21 protein-coding genes and 1 other RNA gene are annotated in these 22,219 nt (G+C 57.6%); 7 read left to right on the top strand and 15 right to left on the bottom strand.

Going from position 1 to position 22,219, the window contains the following annotated elements; translation table 11 throughout:
• From ubiH to MT962_RS11440, 3 genes are read right to left on the bottom strand one after another with little or no spacing between them, the layout of a single operon-like run.
• Complete coding sequence (ubiH, locus tag MT962_RS11450; RefSeq protein WP_247365618.1) at positions 1 to 1,179, bottom strand: 2-octaprenyl-6-methoxyphenyl hydroxylase; 1,179 nt, start codon at positions 1,177 to 1,179, stop codon at positions 1 to 3.
• The gene (gene pepP / locus MT962_RS11445; RefSeq protein ID WP_247365617.1) at positions 1,176 to 2,492 is read right to left on the bottom strand and encodes a Xaa-Pro aminopeptidase; all 1,317 of its coding nucleotides are present in this window, start codon (positions 2,490 to 2,492) and stop codon (positions 1,176 to 1,178) included. The genes ubiH and pepP overlap by 4 nt, the downstream gene beginning before the upstream one ends.
• Positions 2,493 to 2,516: 24 nt before the next feature.
• Positions 2,517 to 3,095 (bottom strand): YecA family protein, encoded by a 579-nt coding sequence (locus MT962_RS11440; protein WP_024555539.1) that lies wholly within the window; start codon positions 3,093 to 3,095, stop codon positions 2,517 to 2,519.
• 163 nt (positions 3,096 to 3,258) lie between these two features.
• Here MT962_RS11440 and zapA point away from each other — a divergent pair, with 163 nt between their 5' ends.
• From zapA to MT962_RS11425, 3 genes are all read left to right on the top strand, one after another.
• Complete coding sequence (zapA, locus tag MT962_RS11435; RefSeq protein WP_024551313.1) at positions 3,259 to 3,588, top strand: cell division protein ZapA; 330 nt, start codon at positions 3,259 to 3,261, stop codon at positions 3,586 to 3,588.
• Between the two features lie 42 nt (positions 3,589 to 3,630).
• A non-coding RNA gene (ssrS, locus tag MT962_RS11430) (6S RNA) lies at positions 3,631 to 3,814 on the top strand.
• 14 nt (positions 3,815 to 3,828) lie between these two features.
• Positions 3,829 to 4,425, top strand: a complete 597-nt coding sequence (locus MT962_RS11425; RefSeq protein ID WP_247365616.1) for a 5-formyltetrahydrofolate cyclo-ligase — start codon at positions 3,829 to 3,831, stop codon at positions 4,423 to 4,425.
• 48 nt (positions 4,426 to 4,473) lie between these two features.
• On the opposite strand, the gene serA is transcribed toward MT962_RS11425, so the two are convergent.
• Together serA and rpiA are read right to left on the bottom strand one after the other, a co-directional pair.
• Positions 4,474 to 5,712, bottom strand: a complete 1,239-nt coding sequence (gene serA, locus MT962_RS11420; protein WP_024555541.1) for a phosphoglycerate dehydrogenase — start codon at positions 5,710 to 5,712, stop codon at positions 4,474 to 4,476.
• Between the two features lie 272 nt (positions 5,713 to 5,984).
• Entirely contained in the window at positions 5,985 to 6,644 is a 660-nt protein-coding gene (rpiA, locus tag MT962_RS11415; RefSeq protein ID WP_024555542.1) for a ribose-5-phosphate isomerase RpiA, read from the bottom strand.
• A 165-nt stretch (positions 6,645 to 6,809) separates the two neighbouring features.
• Here rpiA and argP point away from each other — a divergent pair, with 165 nt between their 5' ends.
• Positions 6,810 to 7,703: a DNA-binding transcriptional regulator ArgP gene (gene argP, locus MT962_RS11410; protein ID WP_024555543.1), complete on the top strand. Its 894-nt coding sequence runs from the start codon at positions 6,810 to 6,812 to the stop codon at positions 7,701 to 7,703.
• Positions 7,704 to 7,731: 28 nt separating this feature from the next.
• Here argP and MT962_RS11405 read toward each other — a convergent pair whose 3' ends face one another.
• The 6 genes from MT962_RS11405 to epd form a co-directional block, all read right to left on the bottom strand.
• Positions 7,732 to 8,532: an oxidative stress defense protein gene (locus MT962_RS11405; protein WP_024555544.1), complete on the bottom strand. Its 801-nt coding sequence runs from the start codon at positions 8,530 to 8,532 to the stop codon at positions 7,732 to 7,734.
• Between the two features lie 104 nt (positions 8,533 to 8,636).
• On the bottom strand, positions 8,637 to 9,269 hold the full coding sequence (argO, locus tag MT962_RS11400; protein WP_029591054.1) for an arginine exporter ArgO: 633 nt from the start codon (positions 9,267 to 9,269) through the stop codon (positions 8,637 to 8,639).
• Positions 9,270 to 9,408: 139 nt separating this feature from the next.
• Positions 9,409 to 10,368: a small-conductance mechanosensitive channel MscS gene (gene mscS, locus MT962_RS11395; RefSeq protein ID WP_048887931.1), complete on the bottom strand. Its 960-nt coding sequence runs from the start codon at positions 10,366 to 10,368 to the stop codon at positions 9,409 to 9,411.
• Positions 10,369 to 10,560: 192 nt separating this feature from the next.
• Complete coding sequence (gene fbaA / locus MT962_RS11390; RefSeq protein WP_024555547.1) at positions 10,561 to 11,637, bottom strand: class II fructose-bisphosphate aldolase; 1,077 nt, start codon at positions 11,635 to 11,637, stop codon at positions 10,561 to 10,563.
• A gap of 98 nt (positions 11,638 to 11,735) precedes the next feature.
• A complete protein-coding gene (pgk, locus tag MT962_RS11385) occupies positions 11,736 to 12,899 on the bottom strand; it encodes a phosphoglycerate kinase (protein ID WP_024555548.1) in 1,164 nt (387 codons plus the stop codon).
• Positions 12,900 to 12,947: 48 nt separating this feature from the next.
• Positions 12,948 to 13,967, bottom strand: a complete 1,020-nt coding sequence (epd, locus tag MT962_RS11380) for an erythrose-4-phosphate dehydrogenase (protein WP_024555549.1) — start codon at positions 13,965 to 13,967, stop codon at positions 12,948 to 12,950.
• Positions 13,968 to 14,325: 358 nt separating this feature from the next.
• Between epd and MT962_RS11375 the strand changes: the two genes are divergently transcribed.
• A complete protein-coding gene (locus MT962_RS11375) occupies positions 14,326 to 15,462 on the top strand; it encodes an ADP-ribosylglycohydrolase family protein (RefSeq protein WP_247365615.1) in 1,137 nt (378 codons plus the stop codon).
• Positions 15,463 to 15,524: 62 nt separating this feature from the next.
• Here the strand turns inward: MT962_RS11375 and tkt are convergent, their stop codons facing one another.
• The gene (tkt, locus tag MT962_RS11370; protein ID WP_024555551.1) at positions 15,525 to 17,516 is read right to left on the bottom strand and encodes a transketolase; all 1,992 of its coding nucleotides are present in this window, start codon (positions 17,514 to 17,516) and stop codon (positions 15,525 to 15,527) included.
• A gap of 279 nt (positions 17,517 to 17,795) precedes the next feature.
• On the opposite strand from tkt, the gene MT962_RS11365 reads away from it, so the two are divergent.
• On the top strand, positions 17,796 to 18,554 hold the full coding sequence (locus tag MT962_RS11365; protein WP_024555552.1) for a M48 family metallopeptidase: 759 nt from the start codon (positions 17,796 to 17,798) through the stop codon (positions 18,552 to 18,554).
• Between the two features lie 70 nt (positions 18,555 to 18,624).
• On the opposite strand, the gene speB is transcribed toward MT962_RS11365, so the two are convergent.
• Positions 18,625 to 19,545: an agmatinase gene (gene speB / locus MT962_RS11360; protein ID WP_024560373.1), complete on the bottom strand. Its 921-nt coding sequence runs from the start codon at positions 19,543 to 19,545 to the stop codon at positions 18,625 to 18,627.
• Between speB and MT962_RS11355 the strand changes: the two genes are divergently transcribed.
• Positions 19,544 to 19,687: a hypothetical protein gene (locus MT962_RS11355; protein ID WP_154663433.1), complete on the top strand. Its 144-nt coding sequence runs from the start codon at positions 19,544 to 19,546 to the stop codon at positions 19,685 to 19,687. The genes speB and MT962_RS11355 overlap by 2 nt on opposite strands.
• Positions 19,688 to 19,780: 93 nt before the next feature.
• Here the strand turns inward: MT962_RS11355 and speA are convergent, their stop codons facing one another.
• Together speA and yqgB are read right to left on the bottom strand one after the other, a co-directional pair.
• Positions 19,781 to 21,757 (bottom strand): biosynthetic arginine decarboxylase, encoded by a 1,977-nt coding sequence (gene speA, locus MT962_RS11350; RefSeq protein WP_034882199.1) that lies wholly within the window; start codon positions 21,755 to 21,757, stop codon positions 19,781 to 19,783.
• The gene (gene yqgB, locus MT962_RS11345; protein ID WP_139025656.1) at positions 21,750 to 21,896 is read right to left on the bottom strand and encodes an acid stress response protein YqgB; all 147 of its coding nucleotides are present in this window, start codon (positions 21,894 to 21,896) and stop codon (positions 21,750 to 21,752) included. The genes speA and yqgB overlap by 8 nt, the downstream gene beginning before the upstream one ends.
• Positions 21,897 to 22,219 lie beyond the last annotated feature (323 nt).

The raw sequence follows: 22,219 nt of genomic DNA, 5'->3' as shown, positions 1-22,219 counted from the left end.
TTAACGCGCAACCCAGCCAAGGGTGCGTTGCGCCAGCGCATCACGCGCCGGGGTAAATAGTTCCATCGCCATCAGGCCCAGATTACGCCCTACGACCAGCGGCGCCCAACGGTTGGCAAAAACATGCACCAGCCCATCGGTAACGCCGATGGTGGCGGCTCTGTCCTGTCGACGGCGGTGTTGATAAGCCGCCAGCACGGGATAGCTGCCGATATCCTGCTGCCGTTCATGCGCCTGGGCGAGCGTTTCGGCAAGCGTCATCACATCGCGCAACCCGAGGTTAAACCCTTGCCCGGCGATGGGATGCAGCGTCTGAGCGGCGTTGCCGACCAGCACGGCGCGATGAGAGATAGCCTGCGAGGAGCGGGTAAGCGAGAGCGGGTAAGCGCTGCGCGCGCCAGCATGGGTAATGCGCCCGAGCCGCCAGCCAAACGCCTTTTGCAACTCATGGCAAAAACGCGCGTCATCCCATGCCATGACTTCCGCCTCTTTTTCCAGCGGATGGCACCACACCAGCGAGCTGCGCCCCTGCGACATCGGCAGCATCGCGAGCGGACCATATTCAGTAAAACGCTCAAAGGCGCGGCCGTCGTGCGGCTGCGAGGTGGTCACGTTGGCAATAACCGCCAGTTGATGGTAAGGCTGCTGGCGCCAGGTGATGCCGCACTGCGCGCCCAGCGGCGAACGCGTACCGTCCGCGGCCACCAGCAGACTGCCGGAAAGCGTTGCGCCGTTCTCAAGCTGCACGCTCACGCCCTCTTCGCTTCGCGTGAAGCTTGCCACACGCTCAGGGCAATGCAGCTGCACGCCAGGCGCTTTACGCAGCATACTGAACAACCGCTGCCCAACATCGTGTAACTCCACCACCTGCCCCAGCGCGGCGATGTCATACTCTTTCGCTTCCAGCGTCACGAAGCCCGCATGGCCGCGGTCGCTGACGTGCACGACGCTGATGGGCGTCGCTTTATCGGCAATGGCCTGCCAGACGCCAAACCGCGCCAGCTGCTGGCAGGTGCCGTGCGCCAGGGCGATAGCGCGCGCGTCAAACCCCGGATGCGCGGCGGATTCCGGCGCGCTGGCCTCGACCAGGTGCACCGGCAGCGCGCCGCGGGTGAAGTGCGAAAGCGCCAGCGCCAGCGTCGCGCCGGTCATGCCGCCGCCGATGATGATAACGCTCATGCCTGACGCGCCGCCGCCATCAGCGCTTCGATATCGTCTGCGGATTTCACTACGCTGTGGGTAAGGTTCTCATTGCCGTTTTCAGTGATGAGAATGTCATCTTCGATGCGAATGCCGATGCCGCGGTACTCTGGCGGCACGTCGGCGTCCGGCGCGATATAAAGCCCGGGTTCAACGGTCAGCACCATGCCAGGCTCGAGCGTGCGCGAGCGGTCCGGACCGTAGTGGCCCACATCATGCACATCCAGCCCCAGCCAGTGGCTCAGGCCATGCATGAAGAAAGCGCGATGGGCATTATCGGCAATCAGCTGATCCACCTCGCCTTTCAGGATATCCAGCTTCACCAGCCCGCTGACCATAATGCGCGTCACTTCGCCGGTCACTTCCTGAATGGACGTTCCCGGGCGGAACAGGCGCAGCGAGGTTTCGAGCGATTCCAGCACAATGTCGTAAATGGCGCGCTGGGCAGGGGTAAATTTGCCGTTCACCGGGAAGGTGCGGGTGATATCGCCCGCGTAGCCCTGATATTCACAACCCGCGTCGATAAGCACCAGATCGCCGTCGCGCAATTCGCTTTCGTTTTCAGTGTAGTGCAGGATGCAGCCGTTCTCGCCGCCGCCGACGATGGTGTTGTAGGAGGGAAACCGCGCGCCGTGGCGGTTAAATTCATGATGAATTTCCCCTTCCAGCTGATATTCAAACATGCCCGGGCGGCAGACCTGCATCGCTCGCGTATGCGCAAGCGCGCTGATTTCGCCTGCCCGGCGCAGGATTTCTATCTCTTCCGGCGATTTGAACAGGCGCATTTCATGCACCCAGGGACGCCAGTCGGTAAGCGTGGCGGGCGCCGCCAGGTTCTGGCGCGAACCGCGACGCAGTTTCTCCAGCGCGGCGAACACGATGTTATCAGCCCAGTCGTACTGCCCCTGGGCGTGATAAACCACATCCAGGCCATTTAACAGCTGATAGAGTTGCTCATTAATCTCATCAAACGCCAGCGCGCGGTCTACGGCCAGTTTTTCCGGCGCCGCTTCCTGCCCCAGGCGGCGGCCAAACCAGATTTCAGCGGTTTTATCGCGCACGCGGTTAAACAACACGCTGTGGTTATGGGTGTCATCGCTTTTGATAAGCACCAGCACCGCTTCCGGCTCGTTAAAGCCGGTGAAATACCAAAAATCGCTGTTCTGGCGATACGGATACTCGCTGTCAGCGCTGCGCGTCGTCTCAGGCGCGGCGAAAATCAGCGCGGCGCTGGCGGGCGCCATCTTCGCCAGCAATGCCTGGCGACGGCGGAGAAACTCTACCTGTGTCATTGCACCTCCTGCTGCGTTTTTATTTTAGTGTAGCGTGGGCTTGCGGATTTCCGGCGCGGTCGGCGCGTTGCGCGTAAACGTGTCATGGCACAGCAGCGCCGCTACGCGCACATATTCGATTATCTCCTCCAGCGACATCTCCAGCTCTTCCTGGTCTTCGTCTTCGTCGTAGCCCAGTTGCGCGATGTTGCGCAGATCGTCGATAGCTTCGCCCGTTTCGCCGGCGACCTTATCAAGCTTAGGCTGCGTGACGCCAAGCCCCAGCAGGAAATGATTCACCCAGCCCGCCAGCGCGTCGGCGCGGTCGAAGACGCTGACGTCGTCGCCTTCCGGCAAATAAAGCTGAAACAGAAAACCGTCATCCTCCAGGTTGTCGCTGGTCGCGGCGTGCATCTCGCGCAGCGCCTGCGCAAGTTGCTGCCCAAACGCCAACCCCTCGTTAGTGAGGTCATGCAGCAGCGGCTGCCAGCTGCTGTCCTGGTTGCCGCCGCACAGCATTCCGCTGATGAGACCGTGCATTTCCGCAGGGGTCAGCCCCACGCCTTGTTGGTTAAGCAACTGGCCGAGCTCGCCGTAGCGAGGCATTTGGTTCTGTATAGACATGCGCATTCATCGTCGTTGAGGGGATATTCATGGTATGCTACCACTCTGGACCCTGGTGATACCAGAAAAGGGCTTGTATCTCCCTATCAGGGTAGCTATAGTGTCGCCCCTTCGCCGCCCCGGAAGGCGCGAACGGCAGGTGAATCAACAGCAGGAAGGTGGAATGTCTGCACAACCAGTCGATATCCAAATTTTTGGTCGTTCACTGCGGGTGAATTGTCCGCCAGAGCAGCGGGATGCACTAAATCAGGCGGCGGAAGATCTGAATCAACGGTTGCAAGATCTGAAAGTTCGCACTAGAGTCACCAATACTGAGCAACTGGTTTTCATCGCGGCGTTGAACGTCTGTTATGAGCTGGCTCAGGAAAAGACCAAAACCCGTGATTACGCAGCCAGCATGGAACAGCGTATTCGGATGCTCCAGCAGACCATCGAGCAAGCATTGCTTGAGCAAGGTCGCATAAGTGAGAGAACGGGACCAAAGTTTGAATAATACTTTATGGTCTACTATGGTAGAGTGACCGTGAAGAAAAAAATTTCTCTGAGATGTTCGCAAGTGGGCCAGTCCCCTGAGCCGATATTTCAAAAAAACAGAATGTGACGCTCCACGGTTGGTGAGCATGCTCGGTTCGTCCGAGAAGCCTGAAAACCGTGACGACGCATTCACCTTGAACCGCGGGTTCAAGGGTTACAGCCTACGGCGGCATCTCGGAGATTCCCCACTTTTACTACCATGACGCAACGGCCAGTTACTCCCGAACTCAGACAACAAATCCGCAAAGAAATCCGTCAGTTACGCCGTGCTATTACGCCCGAACAGCAAACGCGATTTGCTCAACAGGCTGCTGCCCGAATGATGGCTTATGCGCCCGTAGTGGAAGCGAAAACCGTAGCGGCGTTTCTCTCTTTTGATGGTGAACTCGATACCCGCCCGCTGATAGAAGGACTCTGGCGCGCCGGTAAGCAAGTTTACCTGCCTGTGCTTCACCCCTTCAGTCCCGGTAATCTGCTTTTTCTGCGCTACTTTCCGCACAGCGAACTGATGCTGAATCGTCTGAAAATTTACGAGCCGCCGCTCGATGTCCGCCACGTGTTGCCGCTAAGCGAACTGGATGTGCTGGTCACGCCGCTGGTCGCTTTTGACGCACAGGGGCAACGTCTTGGCATGGGCGGCGGCTTTTACGACCGTACACTGCAAAACTGGCGCAGCCATGAGCTGTGGCCGGTGGGTTACGCCCATGATTGCCAGCAGGTGGCCTCGCTTCCCGTTGAAGAATGGGATATCCCGCTGCCCGCCGTCGTCACGCCTGAAAAGATCTGGACATGGTAAGCGCCCAACAAAAAGCCCGCCGAAGCGGGCTTTTTTATGACTCTTTTATCAGTACAGCAGACGAGCGCGAATGGTGCCTGCAATCGCCTTCATGCTCTGCAGCGCTTTGTTCGCCACATCTTCTTCGGCATCAATGTCGATAACCACATAACCCATCTGCGGCGTGGTTTGCAGGAACTGGGCGGCAATGTTAATGCCCTGCTCGGCGAAGATCTGGTTGATAGCGGTCAGCACGCCAGGACGGTTTTCGTGAATATGCAGCAGGCGGCTTACCGTGCCGCCGTGCAGCGGCAGCGAAACTTCCGGGAAGTTAACGGCAGAGAGCGTTGAACCGTTGTCGGAGTATTTCACCAGCTTGCCCGCGACTTCGAGACCGATGTTCTCCTGCGCTTCCTGCGTGGAGCCGCCGATGTGCGGCGTCAGAATAACGTTATCGAATTCGCACAGGGGGGAGTTGAACGGATCGCTGTTAGTGGCAGGCTCCGTCGGGAAAACGTCAATCGCCGCGCCCGCGAGGTGCTTGCGCGACAGCGCGTCGCACAGCGCCGGGATATCAACCACGGTGCCGCGCGCGGCGTTGATCAGCAGCGCGCCCGGCTTCATCAACGAGAGCTGTTCTGCGCCAATCATATTTTTCGTTGAGGCGTTTTCCGGCACGTGCAGGCTGACCACATCGCTCATGTTCAGCAGATCGGAAAGATGCTGAACCTGCGTGGCGTTACCAAGCGGCAGTTTGCTTTCAATGTCGTAGAAATAAACATGCATGCCCAGCGCTTCCGCCAGGATGCCCAACTGGGTGCCGATGTGGCCGTAGCCGATGATGCCAAGCTTTTTGCCGCGCGCTTCATAAGAGCCCGCCGCCTGTTTGTTCCAGATGCCGCGGTGCGCTTTGGCGTTCGCTTCCGGAATGCCGCGCAGCAGCAGCAGCAGCTCGCCGATCACCAGCTCCGCTACGGAACGGGTATTAGAAAAAGGCGCGTTAAAGACCGGAATACCGCGTTTCGCCGCCGCGTTCAGGTCAACCTGATTGGTGCCGATGCAGAAGCAACCTACCGCTACCAGTTTTTCCGCTGCGGCGAAAATCTCTTCGGTCAGATGGGTACGGGATCGCAGGCCAATAAAGTGAGCGTCACGGATCGACTCTTTCAGCGCATCGCTGTCCAGCGCGCCTTTGTGGTATTCGATATTGGTATAACCCGCTGCGCGCAGGCTATCGATGGCTTTCTGGTGCACGCCTTCCACCAGCAAGAATTTAATTTTGTCTTTCTCCAGTGATACTTTTGCCATTTCCCGACCCTGTCTTGTCTTATCAGATTGTGTACTGAGCAATAAGTCAGCCTTCTGCCAACATATCAAAATTTGCGGGTCCGGCAATATGAACGTTTGCGTCAGCGTCCTGAAGAAAAGTCACGCAGTGCAGAAAGGCAGAAGAAAATATTGTGTGGCAGAAATATGACGGCAGAAATGGAAAAGCAGAGACGACGAATGTGACATATGTCACCAAATTTCGCGGTTAAGATTTTTTTACCCTGGCGGGGCGCGCGAGCGCCCCGGTCAGATCATTTCACGATGGTCTTGACACCTTCCGACGTGCCGATAAGCGCAACGTCCGCGCCGCGGTTAGCAAAAAGGCCCACGGTGACGACGCCTGGAATCGCGTTGATCGCATTCTCCAGCGCAACAGGCTCCATGATAGAGAGGCCGTGGACATCCAGAATGACGTTGCCGTTATCGGTCACCACGCCCTGGCGGTATTCCGGACGGCCGCCCAGTTTCACCAGCTGACGGGCTACTGCGCTTCGCGCCATCGGGATAACCTCAACCGGCAGCGGGAAGTTGCCGAGGATATCGACCTGCTTTGACGCATCGGCGATGCAGATGAACTTTTCCGCTACCGAGGCGATGATTTTTTCACGCGTCAGCGCCGCGCCGCCGCCTTTAATCATTTGCATCTGGCCGTTTATCTCATCCGCGCCGTCGACATAAATGCCGAGCGAATCCACCTCGTTGAGATCGTAAACGTGAATGCCGAGACTTTTCAGTTTGGCGGTGGAAGCGTCCGAGCTTGATACCGCGCCATCAATCTGATTTTTGATGGTGCCGAGCGCGTCGATAAAATGCGCCGCCGTGGAGCCGGTGCCCACGCCGACAATCGTTCCCGGCTGCACATACTGAAGCGCGGCCCAGCCCACTGCTTTTTTCAGTTCATCCTGCGTCATGATCTTTTGCCTGTGTGTGAAAACTGTGGCGCATTATAGAACAGGCTCGCTGAAAAAGACTCCTTCCGTCAGGCATACTGCTCCGATGATTGCGGTTTCTGCCTGTGCCTGGCAAAAATTTATGTCATAGTGCGAAACATTACGATTCAGGAGCATGCTAAAAAGATGAAACGCCCGGACTACAGGACACTACAGGCGCTGGATGCGGTCATTCGTGAACGCGGGTTTGAGCGCGCCGCGCAAAAGCTGTGTATCACCCAGTCCGCCGTGTCGCAACGCATCAAGCAACTGGAAAACATGTTTGGCCAGCCTTTGCTGGTTCGCACCGTGCCGCCGCGCCCTACCGAACAGGGCCAGAAGCTGCTGGCGTTGCTGCGTCAGGTGGAGTTGCTGGAGGATGAATGGCTCGGCGACGAACAGACGGGCGCGACTCCGCTTCTGCTGTCGCTGGCGGTCAACGCCGACAGTCTGGCTACCTGGCTGTTGCCTGCGCTGGCGCCGGTACTGGTCGACTCCCCTATTCGCCTTAACCTGCAAGTGGAGGATGAAACCCGCACGCAGGAACGTTTACGCCGGGGCGAAGTGGTGGGCGCGGTAAGTATCCAGCCGCAGGCGCTGCCAAGCTGCCTCGTGGATAAGCTCGGCGCGCTTGACTATCTGTTTGTCGCCTCGAAGGCGTTTGCCGAACGCTACTTTCCCAACGGCGTCACCCGCGCTTCGCTGTTAAAAGCGCCTGCGGTGGCGTTCGACCATCTCGACGATATGCATCAGGCCTTCCTGCAACAAAACTTTGACCTGCCGCCGGGCAGCGTGCCGTGCCACATCGTCAACTCATCGGAAGCCTTTGTACAGCTCGCCCGCCAGGGCACCACCTGCTGCATGATCCCGCATTTGCAGATTGAAAAAGAGCTGCAAAGCGGCGAGCTTATCGATCTCACGCCAGGCCTTTGCCAGCGCCGGATGCTTTACTGGCATCGCTTTGCGCCGGAAAGCCGCATGATGCGCAACGTCACCGACGCGCTGCTGGAATATGGCCATAAGGTGTTAAGACAGGAATAAAAAAACCCGCCGGACGGCGGGTTTTTCTTTACTTAGCATTGGTGCCGTTCGTCGCTGGCGCGGCGTTCTGCCCCGGCGCGCTATTAAGCGAAGCTGGAGCGGATTCGCGCTGCGCTTGCTCCGGCTGCAGTTCAAACACCACGTCGACCTGATCGTCAAACTGAATGGTTTGCTGATCGTAGGTATCCTGAGCGCTCACCGGCGCGGCGGCTTCGGCTTTCATCATCCGCACCATCGGGCCCGGCTGGTAGTTCGACACGTGATAACGCACGCTGTACACCGGCCCCAGGTTACGCTTAAAGCCGCTGGCCAGCTGCTGCGCCTGACGTACGGCGTCGTCAATAGCGGCTTTGCGCGCCTTGTCTTTGTACTCTTCCGGATGCGCAACGCCGAGCGATACGGAGCGAATTTCGTTAAGACCCGCTTTCAGCGCGCCGTCCAGCAGATCGTTAAGCTTGTCCAACTGACGCAGCGTCACCTCGACGGTACGTACCGCGCGATATCCTTTAAGCTGGGCTTTGCCATCTTTCAGATACTCATATTCCGGCTGGGTGCGTAAGTTCGCGGAGTTGATATCTTTTTTCTCCACGTTGTTTTGCTGCAAGAAACCGAGGTATTGCGCAACGCGATCGTCCGCCTGCTTTTTGGCCGAAGCGGCGTCTTTTGCCGTTACGTTGACCTCAATAGCCAGCGTCGCGATATCCGGAACCGCATCCACGCTCGCCGTCCCTGACGTCACGATATGCGGGCCGTCCGGCAATTCATTCGCCTGAATATTCGCCGTGCTAAGTGCGACCAGAGCCGCCAGCGCCATCACTTTAAACTTCACTGTTTCTCCTCCGTGTTGCATTTCACTGAAGTGGCCCGTCCTGCGCGTGCGGGCGTCTGGCTGCAAGCTTAGCTTTCTTAAAACAAATGTCCATCAGAGAAGGTTTAGAGCAGCGCGTTTATATGCGCAACACCTTCGCGGCCAAGCTGAAAAGCGATGAACCACATCACCAGCCCCACAATGCCGTTGATGATGCGCTGGGCTTTTTCGGTGCGAAGACGCGGCGCAAGCCAGGCCGCCAGCAGCGCCAGGCCGAAGAACCAGAGGATGGAGGCACTGATGGTGCCCAGCGCGAAAGCCCGCTTCGGCGTTTCCGCCAGTTGCCCGCCGAGACTGCCCAGCACCACGAAGGTATCCAGGTAAACGTGAGGGTTAAGCCAGGTCACCGCCAGCATCGTAGCGATGATCCGCAGCCTGCCTTGATTCATCGCCTGGGCATTCGCCAGCGCAACGTGCTGGCTAAACGCCGTTTTAAGCGCGCCAAAGCCGTACCACAACAGGAACGCCACGCCGCCCCATGTCACCAGCGCCAGCAACCATGGCGACTGCATGAGGATGGCGCTACCACCAAAGACGCCAGCGCAAATAAGCACGATGTCGCTTAACGCGCACAGCGAAGCGATCATCAGATGATACTGGCGACGGATGCCCTGGTTGAGCACAAAGGCGTTTTGCGGGCCAAGGGGCAATATCATCGCCGCGCCTAAAGCAAGCCCTTGAAAATAATAGCTTAACACTCTTTTTCCCTGAATTTCTTGAGTTGGAAAACAAGTGTAATGCGCCTTTTTCATTAGCCCAAACGCAAAATTTTAATCGCCAATAAGTAGAGCTAATGGGAATAGTCATAAAAAAGCCAGCGTTACGCTGGCTTAATCTTTACTGGGTGCCGGAGAGCTTATCCTGCGGCGCCGGTTTGGCCTCCTGGGCCGTCGGCTCCGTAATAATGGCGGACGGTTTCGGCTCCTGTTCAGCCGCCTGCTCCTGCTTAGGCTTCGCAAGCTGCTTCACATTGACGTCCATTTGCGGATAAGGAATGCTGATGCCTTCCGCGTCCAGCGCCTTCTTGGCGCGCTCCAGAATATCCCAGTAGACTTCCTGCAGGTCGCTGCTCTTGCTCCAGCAACGAATAACAAAGTTGATTGAGGAAGCGCCCAGTTCATTCATACGCACCGTTCTGTCGCGATCTTTCAAAATACGCTCGTCAGACATAACAATATCGGTAAGGATCTGACGCACGCGATCGATATCGGCATCGTAAGAGACACCGATAATCAGCTCGTTGCGGCGAACCGGTTCGCGGGAATAGTTAATAATGTTGCCGGCAATGATTTTCCCGTTGGGCACGACCACATATTTACCGTCGGCGGTGATAAGCGTGGTTGAGAAAATCTGTACGTGTTGCACCGTACCCGCAATGCCGCCGAGGTCGACATATTCACCGGCGCGGAAAGGCCGGAACGTGACCAGCAGCACCCCGGCCGCCAGGTTGGACAGCGAACCCTGCAACGCCAGACCCACGGCCAGACCTGCGGCACCGAGTACGGCGATGACAGAAGCAGTCTGCACGCCCACGCGGCCCAGCGCGGCAATCAGCGTAAAGGCGATGATGCCATAGCGCACCAGCGCGGAGAGGAAGTCTGCGACGGTCGCATCCACATGACGCGCCACCATCACACGGTTAAGGGTGTTGGAGATGGCGCGAGCCACAATCATCCCGACGATAATAATGGCTATCGCCGCCACAATGTTGACGGCATAGCTCAGCAGCAGCGCCTGGTTGCGCACCAGCCAGCCTCCCGCATTATTGATGCTGTCTACCACATTTAAATCTTCCATTCGGCACTCCTCGTAGTGACCCCGGCCGGGTTAAAAATTTACTGCCCGAAGGACGGCAGCGAAGTGATTTAAGGGTAAACAAAACGGCGGGATTACGCCAGGCGACAGGCAGAGGGCGGAGGACGCAGCAGGTTGATTTAACAAAAAGAAAGGCCCGCCAGAAGCGGGCCTGAGAAAGAGTTAAGGCAATTGTTACAGAACGTCAACAGCGTTCAGTTCTTTGAATGCCTGCTCCAGACGCGTCACCATGCTGACCTGCGCTGCACGCAGCCAAACACGCGGGTCATAGTATTTCTTGTTCGGCTGATCTTCCCCTTTCGGGTTGCCGAGCTGACCCTGCAGGTAAGCTTCGTTCTCTTTGTAGTACTTCAGGATACCTTCCCAGGTTGCCCACTGGGTGTCGGTATCGATGTTCATTTTGATAACGCCGTAGCTTACGGAGTCTTTGATTTCCTGAGCGGAAGAGCCGGAACCGCCGTGGAACACGAAGTTCAGGCTGTTGTGCGGCAGGTTGTGTTTCTTAGAAACGTACTCCTGAGAGTCGCGCAGGATGGTCGGGGTCAGCTTCACGTTACCCGGCTTGTAAACGCCGTGTACGTTACCGAAGGACGCCGCGATAGTGAAACGGTGGCTGATCGCGTTCAGTTTGGTGTACGCGTAATCAACGTCTTCCGGCTGGGTGTACAGAGCGGAAGCGTCCATATGGCTGTTGTCCACGCCATCTTCTTCACCGCCGGTGCAGCCCAGTTCGATCTCCAGGGTCATGCCCATTTTGGACATGCGCTCCAGGTACTTGGAGCAGATCTCGATGTTCTCTTCCAGAGACTCTTCAGACAGGTCGATCATGTGAGAGGAGAACAGCGGTTTGCCGGTAGCGGCGAAGTGTTTTTCACCCGCGTCCAGCAGGCCGTCGATCCACGGCAGCAGTTTCTTCGCGCAGTGGTCGGTGTGCAGAATCACCGGAACGCCGTAGTGCTCCGCCATCTGATGAACGTGATGCGCGCCAGAGATAGCGCCCAGGATGGCCGCCTGCTGGCCTTCGCCTTTGAAGCCTTTGCCCGCGATGAACGCAGCGCCGCCGTTAGAGAACTGTACGATAACCGGCGCTTTTACTTTGGCAGCGGTTTCCAGAACGGCGTTGATGGAGTCAGTACCCACGCAGTTTACCGCCGGCAGCGCGAAGTGGTTTTCTTTAGCTACCTGGAACACTTTCTGTACGTCGTCACCCGTGATGACGCCCGGTTTTACGAAATCAAAAATTTTAGACATTTACGTAGTCCTGTATCTTCGGCCGTTAGAAAAAAGTGCGAGCCCTGACAGTCAAAGCACGCTGAAAACAACGGGCGAGGAAGCCTCGCCCGTATCAATTACTGCTTAGCGCGCTCTTCGAGCATAGCTACTGCCGGCAGTACCTTACCTTCCACGAATTCGAGGAACGCGCCGCCGCCGGTAGAGATGTAGGAAATTTTGTCCGCGATGCCGAACATATCGATAGCCGCCAGAGTGTCGCCGCCGCCTGCGATGGAGAACGCATCACTTTCAGCAATAGCGCGAGCGACGATCTCGGTGCCTTTACGGAAGTTCGGGAATTCGAACACGCCAACCGGACCATTCCACAGAATGGTTTTGGCATTTTTCAGGATTTCAGCCAGTTTCTCAGCGGAAACGTCGCCCATATCCAGAATCTGTTCTTCATCTTTGATTTCAGAAACAGACTTCAGGGTAGCCGGCGCGGTTTCAGAGAATTCAGTCGCAACGCGAACATCAGTCGGAACCGGGATATCGCAGGTGCCCAGCAGACGTTTGGCTTCATCAACCAGGTCTGCTTCGTACAGGGATTTACCTACGTTGTGGCCCTGAGCGGCAACGAAGGTGTTAGCGATGCCGCCGCCGACGATCAGCTGGTCAGCGATTTTGGACAGGGAATCCAGTACGGTCAGCTTGGTGGAAACTTTAGAACCGCCAACGATGGCGACCATCGGACGAGCCGGTTCTTTCAGCGCTTTACCCAGCGCGTCCAGCTCTTCCGCCAGCAGCGGGCCTGCGCACGCTACGTCGGCGAATTTACCAACGCCGTGGGTGGAAGCCTGAGCGCGGTGCGCGGTGCCGAACGCATCCATAACGAACACGTCGCACAGGGCGGCGTATTTCTTCGCCAGGGTTTCGTCGTCTTTCTTCTCGCCCTTGTTGAAACGGACGTTTTCCAGAACAACCAGTTCGCCTTGCGCGACTTCAACACCGTCGAGGTAATCTTTTGCCAGGCGCACCGGAGCATTCAGCTTGTCTTTAAGGTAGTTCACTACCGGCAGCAGAGAGAATTCTTCGTTGTATTCGCCTTCGGTCGGACGACCCAGGTGGGACGTTACCATCACTTTCGCGCCCTGTTTCAGCGCCAGTTCGATGGTCGGCAGAGAAGCGCGAATACGCGCGTCGGAAGTAACTTTCCCTTCTTTAACCGGTACGTTCAGGTCGGCACGGATCAGTACGCGTTTACCTGCCAGATCCAGATCGGTCATCTTAATTACAGACATGGTGAATCCTCTCGTTGATTCTAAAGTTTTGCAGACGCAAATCGCGTCTTACCTGAAACCAATAGCTGCCATGGCTAACGTGGTGTCGAGCATCCGGTTAGCAAAGCCCCATTCATTATCACACCACACCAGCGTTTTGATGAGGTGCGCCCCACTCACCCGTGTCTGCGTGCCGTCCACAATGGCACTGTGCGGATCGTGGTTAAAATCAGTTGAGACCAACGGTAATTCCGTATAGTCAACTATACCATGAAATGCACCCTGTGCCGCTTTTTGCAGCAACAGGTTGACATCGCACGCTTTTACCGGCTGACGAACCGTGACGCTCAGGTCAATCGCCGTCACGTTAATGGTCGGCACGCGCACGGCGATGGCTTCAAAATGGTCATGAAATTTCGGGAAAATTCGGCTGATGCCTGCCGCAAGACGCGTATCCACCGGAATGATGGACTGACTGGCGGCGCGCGTACGGCGCAAATCGGGGTGATAGGCGTCGATAACCTGCTGATCGTGCATGGCCGAATGGATCGTCGTCACCGTGCCGGACTCAATGCCGAAAGCGTCGTCGAGCAGCTTTATCACAGGAATAATGCAGTTGGTGGTGCAGGAGGCGTTAGAGACGATGCGATGATCCGCTTCGAGCAGCGCCTGGTTGACGCCGTAAACCACCGTTGCGTCAAGATCGTTGCCGCCGGGATGGGAGAAAAGCACTTTCTTCGCGCCTGCTTCCAGGTGCGCTATGCCATCCGCGCGGGAACCGTACACGCCGGTGCAATCCAGCACGATATCTACGCCCAGTTCGCGCCAGGGCAGCGCTTCTATATTGCGCTCATGCAGCAGACGAATGGTGTCGTTGCCGATCCACATCAGCTCCGCTTCCTGGCGCACATCCCAGGCGAAGCGGCCGTGGCTGGTGTCATATTTCAACAGGTGCGCCATGCCCGTGGCATCCGCCAGCTCGTTGATAGCCACCACGGTGATTTCAGCCCGACGCCCTGATTCGTATAATGCGCGAACCACGTTACGCCCGATACGACCGAAACCATTAATCGCTATGCGTAGGGTCATAGGTCTCCTGCAAAGCATTCCCGGATTGAGTTGGCTGACAGAGTAATGCAGCCATCCTCTGAGGGGAATCCTCGCCTGTCACAAACTGCATCTGTTTGATTATTTGTCGAACATTTAATCGACTGAAACGGTTCAGCCAGAATAATCGAAAGCCGGAATAAAAGGAACGATCGGCCAGGGAAAGCGCCTTAAGTTCTGACCTGCGTCACATTTTTAATGGAATAAATTCCATTCCCCTGGCATTACTGCGCCTGGAACTGGTCATCAGAGCGACAACTTTCACCAGAAACGGGAGGTTACGCTATGAACGTTGCCGCCCTACAATAAGAAACCATCTGACTTACCCTGGTAAACCGCCATGTTAACCGCCCCGCTTTCCGAAAATTTGTCTGATCTCAACACGCTGCGCCTGCGTTTTCGCGGATGCCTGCTTGGAGGGGCGGTTGGCGACGCGTTAGGCGGTCCGGTGGAGTTTTTGAGCCTCCCGGAAATTACGGCGCGTTTCGGCGCGCAGGGAATTACGGATTACGAAGCGGCCTGGGGCGGCAAAGGGAAGATAACCGACGATACGCAGATGACACTGTTCACAGCGGAAGGGTTGCTGCGCGGCTGGGTGCGCGGCGCGATGCGCGGCATTGCCCCTGCTTTTACCGGCACTACCGCTCACGCCTACCAGCGCTGGCTGCTGACGCAGGGAGAACATAACCGTCACGGGCTGCTGAAAGGCTTTTCGCTTTCCGGCTGGCTTATCCAGCAACAAGCTCTTTACAGCGCCCGTGCGCCGGGCGTTACCTGCCTGAGCGCGCTACGCGAGATGAAACGCTTTGGCGAACCCGCCAGTAATAACAGCAAAGGCTGCGGCGGCGTAATGCGCGTAGCGCCGGTGGGGCTGTTTTATGCCCGCAATCAGGAGACGGACGCCGTCCGGCAGGCTTTCGATATGGGATGCAGGCTGGCCGCGCTTACCCACGGGCACCCTACCGGCTGGCTTACGGGCGGCGTACTCGCCGTGCTGGTTTTCCATCTTGCACAAGGAGAGACGCTGCACGCGGCGGCTGACAGCGCGATTGCGCTATTGAAAACGCAGTCCGCGCACGAAGAAACGCTTCATGCCATTGAGCTTGCGCAACACCTAGCCCAAACGCCGACGCCGTCCCACGAGGCGATAGCGAAGCTTGGCGAAGGCTGGGTAGCGGAAGAGGCGCTGGCCATTGCGGTTTATTGCGCACTGGCGGCCCGCTCGTTTGAACATGGCGTGCTGATGGCGGTGAATCATAGCGGGGATTCCGACTCGACATGTGCCATTGCAGGCAATCTTCTGGGCGCGATGTATGGCGTCACGGCTATCCGGACGGCGTGGCTGGAAAACCTTGAGCTCAACAGCGTGATACAGGAGATAGCGGACGATCTGCTGGAGTATAAAGCGTGGGAAATATCAGACTATACCCTCACGCCGTTTACTCAGGTGCTGCTTAAAAAATACCCGGGCGACTAAAAAGATGCATAAAAAACGGGAGGCGCCAGGCCTCCCGTTTGGTTTCACTTTAACAAATGTGATTACAGCAGCGATTTCGCCTGGCTTACCACGTTATCCACGGTGAAGCCGAACTCGGTGAACAGCTGCTCCGCTGGCGCGGATTCGCCGAAGGTGGTCATGCCTACTACCGCACCGTTCAGGCCGACATATTTGAACCAGTAGTCCGCGATGCCCGCTTCGATAGCCACGCGCGCGCTAACCGCTTTCGGCAGCACCGCTTCGCGGTAGGCCGCATCCTGCTTGTCGAACGCGTCGGTCGACGGCATGGAAACCACGCGCGCCTTCACGCCTTCGGCAGACAGTTTTTCCCATGCCGCTACCGCCAGCTCCACTTCAGAACCGGTTGCGATGAAGATAAGCTGCGGCTGGCCGTCGCAATCTTTCAGCACGTAAGCGCCGCGGGCGATATCCGCCAGCTGCTGCTCGCTGCGCTCCTGCTGCGCCAGGTTCTGACGAGAGAAGATAAGCGCAGTCGGACCATCGTGGCGTTCAACCGCGTATTTCCACGCGACCGCAGATTCTACCTGGTCGCACGGACGCCATGTGCTCATGTTCGGCGTTACGCGCAGCGCCGCCAGCTGTTCAACCGGCTGGTGAGTCGGGCCATCTTCGCCCAGACCGATGGAGTCGTGGGTATAGACCATCACGTGACGCTGCTTCATCAGCGCCGCCATGCGCACCGCATTACGGGCATATTCCACAAACATCAGGAAAGTAGACGTGTACGGCAGGAAACCGCCGTGCAGCGCGATGCCGTTGGCAATAGCGGTCATGCCGAACTCGCGCACGCCGTAGTGAATGTAGTTGCCTGCAGCGTCTTCGTTAATCGCTTTGGAACCAGACCACAGCGTCAGGTTGGAAGGCGCGAGGTCCGCTGAGCCGCCGAGAAACTCCGGCAGCCACGGGCCAAACGCTTCGATAGCATTCTGAGAGGCTTTACGGCTGGCGATTTTCGCCGGGTTCGCCTGCAGTTTCGCAATGAAATCCTGCGATTTCTGCGCGAAGTCCGCTGGCATTTCGCCTTTCATGCGGCGGGTAAACTCTTCGGCTTCCTGCGGGAAGGCTTTGGCGTAAGCGGCGAACTTCTCGTTCCATGCGCGCTCTTTCGCGGAGCCCATCTCTTTGGCGTCCCACTGCGCGTAGATCTCTTGCGGGATCACGAACGGCTCGTGTTTCCAGCCCAGTTGTTCGCGGGTCGCCGCCACTTCCGCATCGCCCAGCGGCGCGCCGTGGGAGTCATGCGTGCCCGCTTTGTTCGGCGAGCCGAAGCCGATGATGGTTTTGCACATCAGCAGGGACGGTTTGTCCGTTACCGCACGCGCTTCTTCGATGGCGCGCTTGATGGCGTCCGCATCGTGACCATCCACGCCGCGCACGACGTGCCAGCCGTAAGCTTCAAAACGCTTAGCGGTGTCATCGGTGAACCAGCCTTCAATGTGGCCGTCGATGGAAATGCCGTTGTCGTCGTAGAACGCCACCAGTTTGCCAAGGCCCAGCGTGCCCGCCAGTGAGCAAACTTCGTGGGAGATGCCTTCCATCATGCAGCCGTCGCCCAGGAAGGCGTAGGTGTAGTGGTTAACAATGTCGTGGCCCGGGCGGTTAAACTGCGCCGCCAGCGTTTTCTCCGCGATAGCCATGCCCACGGCGTTAGCGATGCCCTGCCCCAGCGGACCGGTGGTGGTTTCAACGCCTGCGGTGTAACCCACTTCCGGGTGGCCCGGGGTTTTGGAATGCAGCTGACGGAAGTTTTTCAGCTCTTCGATCGGCAGGTCGTAGCCGGTGAGGTGCAGCAGGCTGTAAATCAGCATCGAGCCGTGGCCGTTAGAGAGCACGAAACGGTCGCGGTCGGCCCAGCTCGGGTTCTGCGGGTTATGGTTCAGGAAATCACGCCACAGGACTTCGGCAATGTCAGCCATACCCATCGGGGCACCCGGATGACCGGATTTGGCTTTCTGTACTGCGTCCATGCTGAGCGCACGAATAGCATTGGCAAGCTCTTTACGAGAGGACATTTTGACTCCAGATCGGATAGTTAAAGGCCACGCCTTAGTAACGACTTGACTACCACGCGTTATGGGCTACGCCCGGAAAAAGTGGCAAACAATGTAACCCAAGCGGATGGGCATGTACATGGAGCATCCTTTTGTTGCCTAAGAAATCTCTGGATCATGTGCGCAGAAAGCGCTACGGCCTCGCTCACTGCGTACTGACTTCTTTATACTGCTCATCATGCCGGTAAACTCCGCTGGCGAGGCTATACCCTTTTTATTCACTTTTGCGGAAGCACACACATGAAGATGCGCGCGATTCTGCTCGCTATGGGCGCGGCGGCCCTGCTGAGCGGTTGTCAGAACATGGATTCCAACGGCCTGCTTACCTCCGGCGCCGAGGCGTTTCAGGCTTACACGTTAAGCGATGCGCAGGTAAAAGCATTAAGCGATGAGTCCTGTAAAGAGCTGGACAGCAAGGCGACTATCGCCCCGGCCAGCAGCCAGTACGCCCAGCGCCTGAAAACGATCGCCGCGGCGCTTGGCGACAACATCAACGGCCAGCCGGTAAACTACAAGGTCTATATGCAGAAAGATGTGAACGCCTTCGCCATGGCGAACGGCTGCATCCGCGTCTACAGCGGCCTGATGGATATGATGACCGACAACGAAGTGGAAGCGGTAATCGGCCATGAAATGGGTCACGTCGCGCTGGGCCATGTGAAGCGCGGCATGCAGGTGGCGCTCGGCACTAACGCCGTACGCGCCGCCGCCGCTTCCGCAGGCGGCATCGTCGGTAGCCTGTCGCAGTCGCAGCTTGGCGCGCTGGGCGAACAGCTGGTCAATGCGCAGTTCTCGCAGCGCCAGGAATCCGAAGCGGATGATTACTCCTACGATCTGCTGCGTAAGCGCGGCATTAGCCCGCTGGGCCTCGCCACCAGCTTCGAGAAGCTCGCGCAACAGGAAGCAGGCCGCCAGAGCTCAATGTTTGACGACCACCCGGCTTCCGCGGCACGCGCCGAGCATATTCGCGAGCGCATGGCTGCCGACGGCATCAAATAAAAAAGCGGGGTGGCTTAACGCCCCCCGCCCTGTTGAAAAAGCCGGTTAACGCCGGCTTTTTTGTCTTGTCTTACGCGCCTTTTTTCGCCGCCTGGATGTAAAGCATTTCCAGCGCCAGCGTCGCCGCGGCAAGCGCGGTGATGTCAGACTGATCGTAAGCCGGCGCCACCTCTACAATGTCCATCCCGACGATGTTCAGATCCTGAATACCGCGCAGCAGCTTAAGCGCGCGATCGGAGGTCAGCCCGCCAATCACCGGCGTGCCGGTGCCCGGTGCGAACGCCGGATCCAGACAGTCGATATCAAAGGTCAGGTAGACCGGCATATCGCCCACAATCTGCTTCACCTGCGCCACAACGTCCGCCACGGAGCGATCGTTAACCTGCGGCGCGTCCAGCACGGTAAAGCCGTTGTCTTTGTCGAACTCGGTGCGAATACCAATCTGTACGGAACGGGTCGGGTCAATCAGCCCTTCGTTCGGCGCGGTGTAGAACATGGTGCCGTGGTCAAATTCGCAGCCGTTAGAGTAGGTGTCGGTGTGCGCGTCGAAATGCACCAGCGCCATTTTGCCGAAATGTTTGGCGTGGGCGCGCAGCAGCGGCAGCGTAACAAAATGGTCGCCGCCGAAAGAGAGCATGCGTTTGCCTGCCGCCAGCAGTTTTTCCGCATGCGCCTGCAGGTTTTCACTCATTTCACGCGCGTCGCCGAAGGCGTAAACCAGGTCGCCGCAGTCCACCACGTTCAGGCGCTGGCGCATGTCGAAATCCCACGGGAAGCGGTTGCCTTCCCAGGCGAGATTAGTGGAAACCTGACGAATAGCCGCCGGTCCGAAGCGGCTGCCCGCACGGCCGGAAGTCGCCATATCAAACGGCACGCCGGTGATGACCCACTCCGCGTCGCTGTCGTACGGCTGGAAATTTACCGGCAGACGCAAAAAACCAAAGGCGTTGGATACCAGGGAGTTGTCGTACTGATGGCCTAAGGTGTTCATGAACATGACCTCTTGGTTACGTGAAAAAAGAGATAAAAAAAATCCCCTCCGCGTCGTTAAACCCGACGAGGAAGGGATTGATGGGTATACAGCTTATTGCGGCGGATTATCGCTGGTAATTCAATCAGGTTCAAGCCTGTGACGCTCACGCTCTGCCTCCGCTGACGGTTAACCCGGCGGATCGGGCAGGCGGCGAACAACGCCTCCCTGCCCCGTGATTCCAGCGAAACGACGCTTACTCGTCTTCCAGATAAGTGTAGCCGTAGAGTCCCGCTTCGAACTCTTCCAGGAACTGCTGCTGCAGCGCCTCGTCAAGCCCGGTCTGTTTCACCTGATCGCGGAAGTGCGTCAGCAGGGTGTTTGGATCCAACTGCACGTATTGCAGCATGTCCGCCACGGTGTCGCCTTCGTCGGAAAGCTCCACTTCCACACTGCCGTCCGGGAAGACAAAGACGTCCACCGCTTCGGTGTCGCCAAACAGGTTGTGCATGTTGCCCAGAATTTCCTGATAAGCGCCCACCATAAAGAAGCCCAGCGGCGGCGCGTTATCCGGATCGTATTCCGGCAGCGGCATGGTCGAGGCGATGCCGTCGCCATCGACATAGTGATCGATGGTGCCGTCGGAATCGCAGGTAATGTCCAGCAGCACGCCGCGGCGACTGGGCGCCTGGTCCAGCCCTTCAAGCGGCAGCACCGGGAACAGCTGATCGATGCCCCACGCATCCGGCATCGACTGGAACAGCGAGAAGTTGACGTAAATCTTATCCGCCATACGCTCCTGCAGTTCGTCGATAATCGGACGGTGCGCGCGGTTCTGCGGGTCGAGCTGCTTTTGCACTTCGTGACACAGGCTCAGGTAAAGTTGCTCCGCCCAGGCGCGCTCCTGCAGGCTAAACGTGCCGGAGGAGTAGCCGATATGGATGTCGTGCAGGTCCATCTGGCTGTCGTGCAGCCATTCGCGCAGCGAGCGGCGAGTACCCGGCTCATGCATCTCCTGCCAGGTTTCCCACATGCTTTGCAGCGGGCGCGCCGCGTCTTCAGCTGGCGCCGTCGGGTCGGTGAACTCGTTACGCTCCACGCCGATGATATTGGAGACCAGCACCGTATGGTGCGCAGTGACCGCACGGCCCGACTCGGTAATCACCGTCGGGTGCGGCAGCCCATTCTCTTCGCAAGCGTCGCCGATAGCCCAGATAATGTTGTTAGCGTACTCGTTAAGCCCGTAGTTTACCGAGCAGTCAGACTGAGAGCGGGTACCCTCGTAGTCCACGCCGAGGCCGCCGCCCACGTCAAAGCACTGGATCTGCACGCCAAGCTTATGCAGCTCTACATAAAAACGCGCCGACTCACGCACGCCGGTCGCGATATCGCGAATGTTCGCCATCTGCGAGCCAAGGTGGAAGTGCAGAAGCTGCAGGCTTTCAAGACGGCCTGCTTCGCGCAGCGTCTCCACCAGTTGCAGCACCTGCGTCGCCGCGAGGCCGAATTTCGATTTTTCGCCGCCGGACGATTGCCATTTGCCGGAACCCTGGGAAGCCAGACGCGCACGCACGCCGAGACGCGGCACCACGTTCAGACGCTCCGCCTCTTCCAGCACGATTTTGATTTCCGACATTTTCTCGATAACGAGATAGACCTTATGGCCCATCTTCTCGCCAATGAGCGCCAGGCGGATATATTCACGGTCTTTATAGCCGTTGCAGACGATAACGGAGCGCGTCATCCCGGCGTGCGCCAGCACCGCCATCAGCTCCGCTTTGGAGCCTGCCTCCAGGCCCAGCGGCTCGCCGGAATGGATAAGCGATTCGATAACGCGACGATGCTGGTTCACCTTGATGGGATAAACCAGGAAGTAATCGCCGTTATAACCGTAAGACTCGCGGGCGCGTTTAAACGCCGCGTTAATAGAGCGCAAACGGTGTTGCAGGATCTGCGGGAAGCAGAACAGCGCGGGCAGGCGCTGGCCCTGAGCTTCACGAGACTTCACCAGTTTGGCGAGGTCGACGCGCGCTTCGGGGACGTCCGGATCGGGGCAAACGCTGATATGGCCCAGCTCGTTGACGTCGTAATAGTTATTGCCCCACCAGGCAATATTGTAAGTACGCAGCATCTTGCTGGCTTCCTGGGAGCTCATTGCCACCTCCTGCATAGAACGTAGTACACCCTGTTCGCCTGCTGACGAAGGGGAAACCGAAGACATGTCGTCAGACATAGCGAACCTCATGTTTTAGTAAAAGTGTAAAACAGTTAACTACTATCGCAGTGTTACAGTGCGATAACAACCCATAAACAGACGGGTTCACCAGCAGATAGCGCTGATCGCCCGGCTGAGCGACTGGTTTCTTTTCCATATCATTGTAAAACACGTAACCGAACTCCGTATGACGGGTCGGCGAAACCACGAGAAAACTCCTGAACGTTCAGGAGCGCCCTTGTTCAGTTATCACCAGGCGTAACCGGCCCGGGAATCCTGAGAAGCGCCGAGATGGGTGGAACATCGGCAGGTTTGCAAAGAAGATATGCAGAATGCAGGGGATGAAAAGGCACCAGAACGGTGTGCCAGAATAAGCGGATAACAATGGTTCATTATTTCGTATCACCTCCACGCATACGTTAGGGTATGCGACAAGCCAAAGCCTTAAAAATCACTGCTTAACCCGGCTGGAAGTGGGCG

This window comes from Franconibacter sp. IITDAS19 (assembly GCF_023079515.1).
In the GTDB taxonomy this organism is placed as follows: domain Bacteria; phylum Pseudomonadota; class Gammaproteobacteria; order Enterobacterales; family Enterobacteriaceae; genus Franconibacter; species Franconibacter pulveris.
Note: the sequence above shows the minus strand (reverse complement) of the source record. Positions and strands in the feature narration are given on the sequence as shown.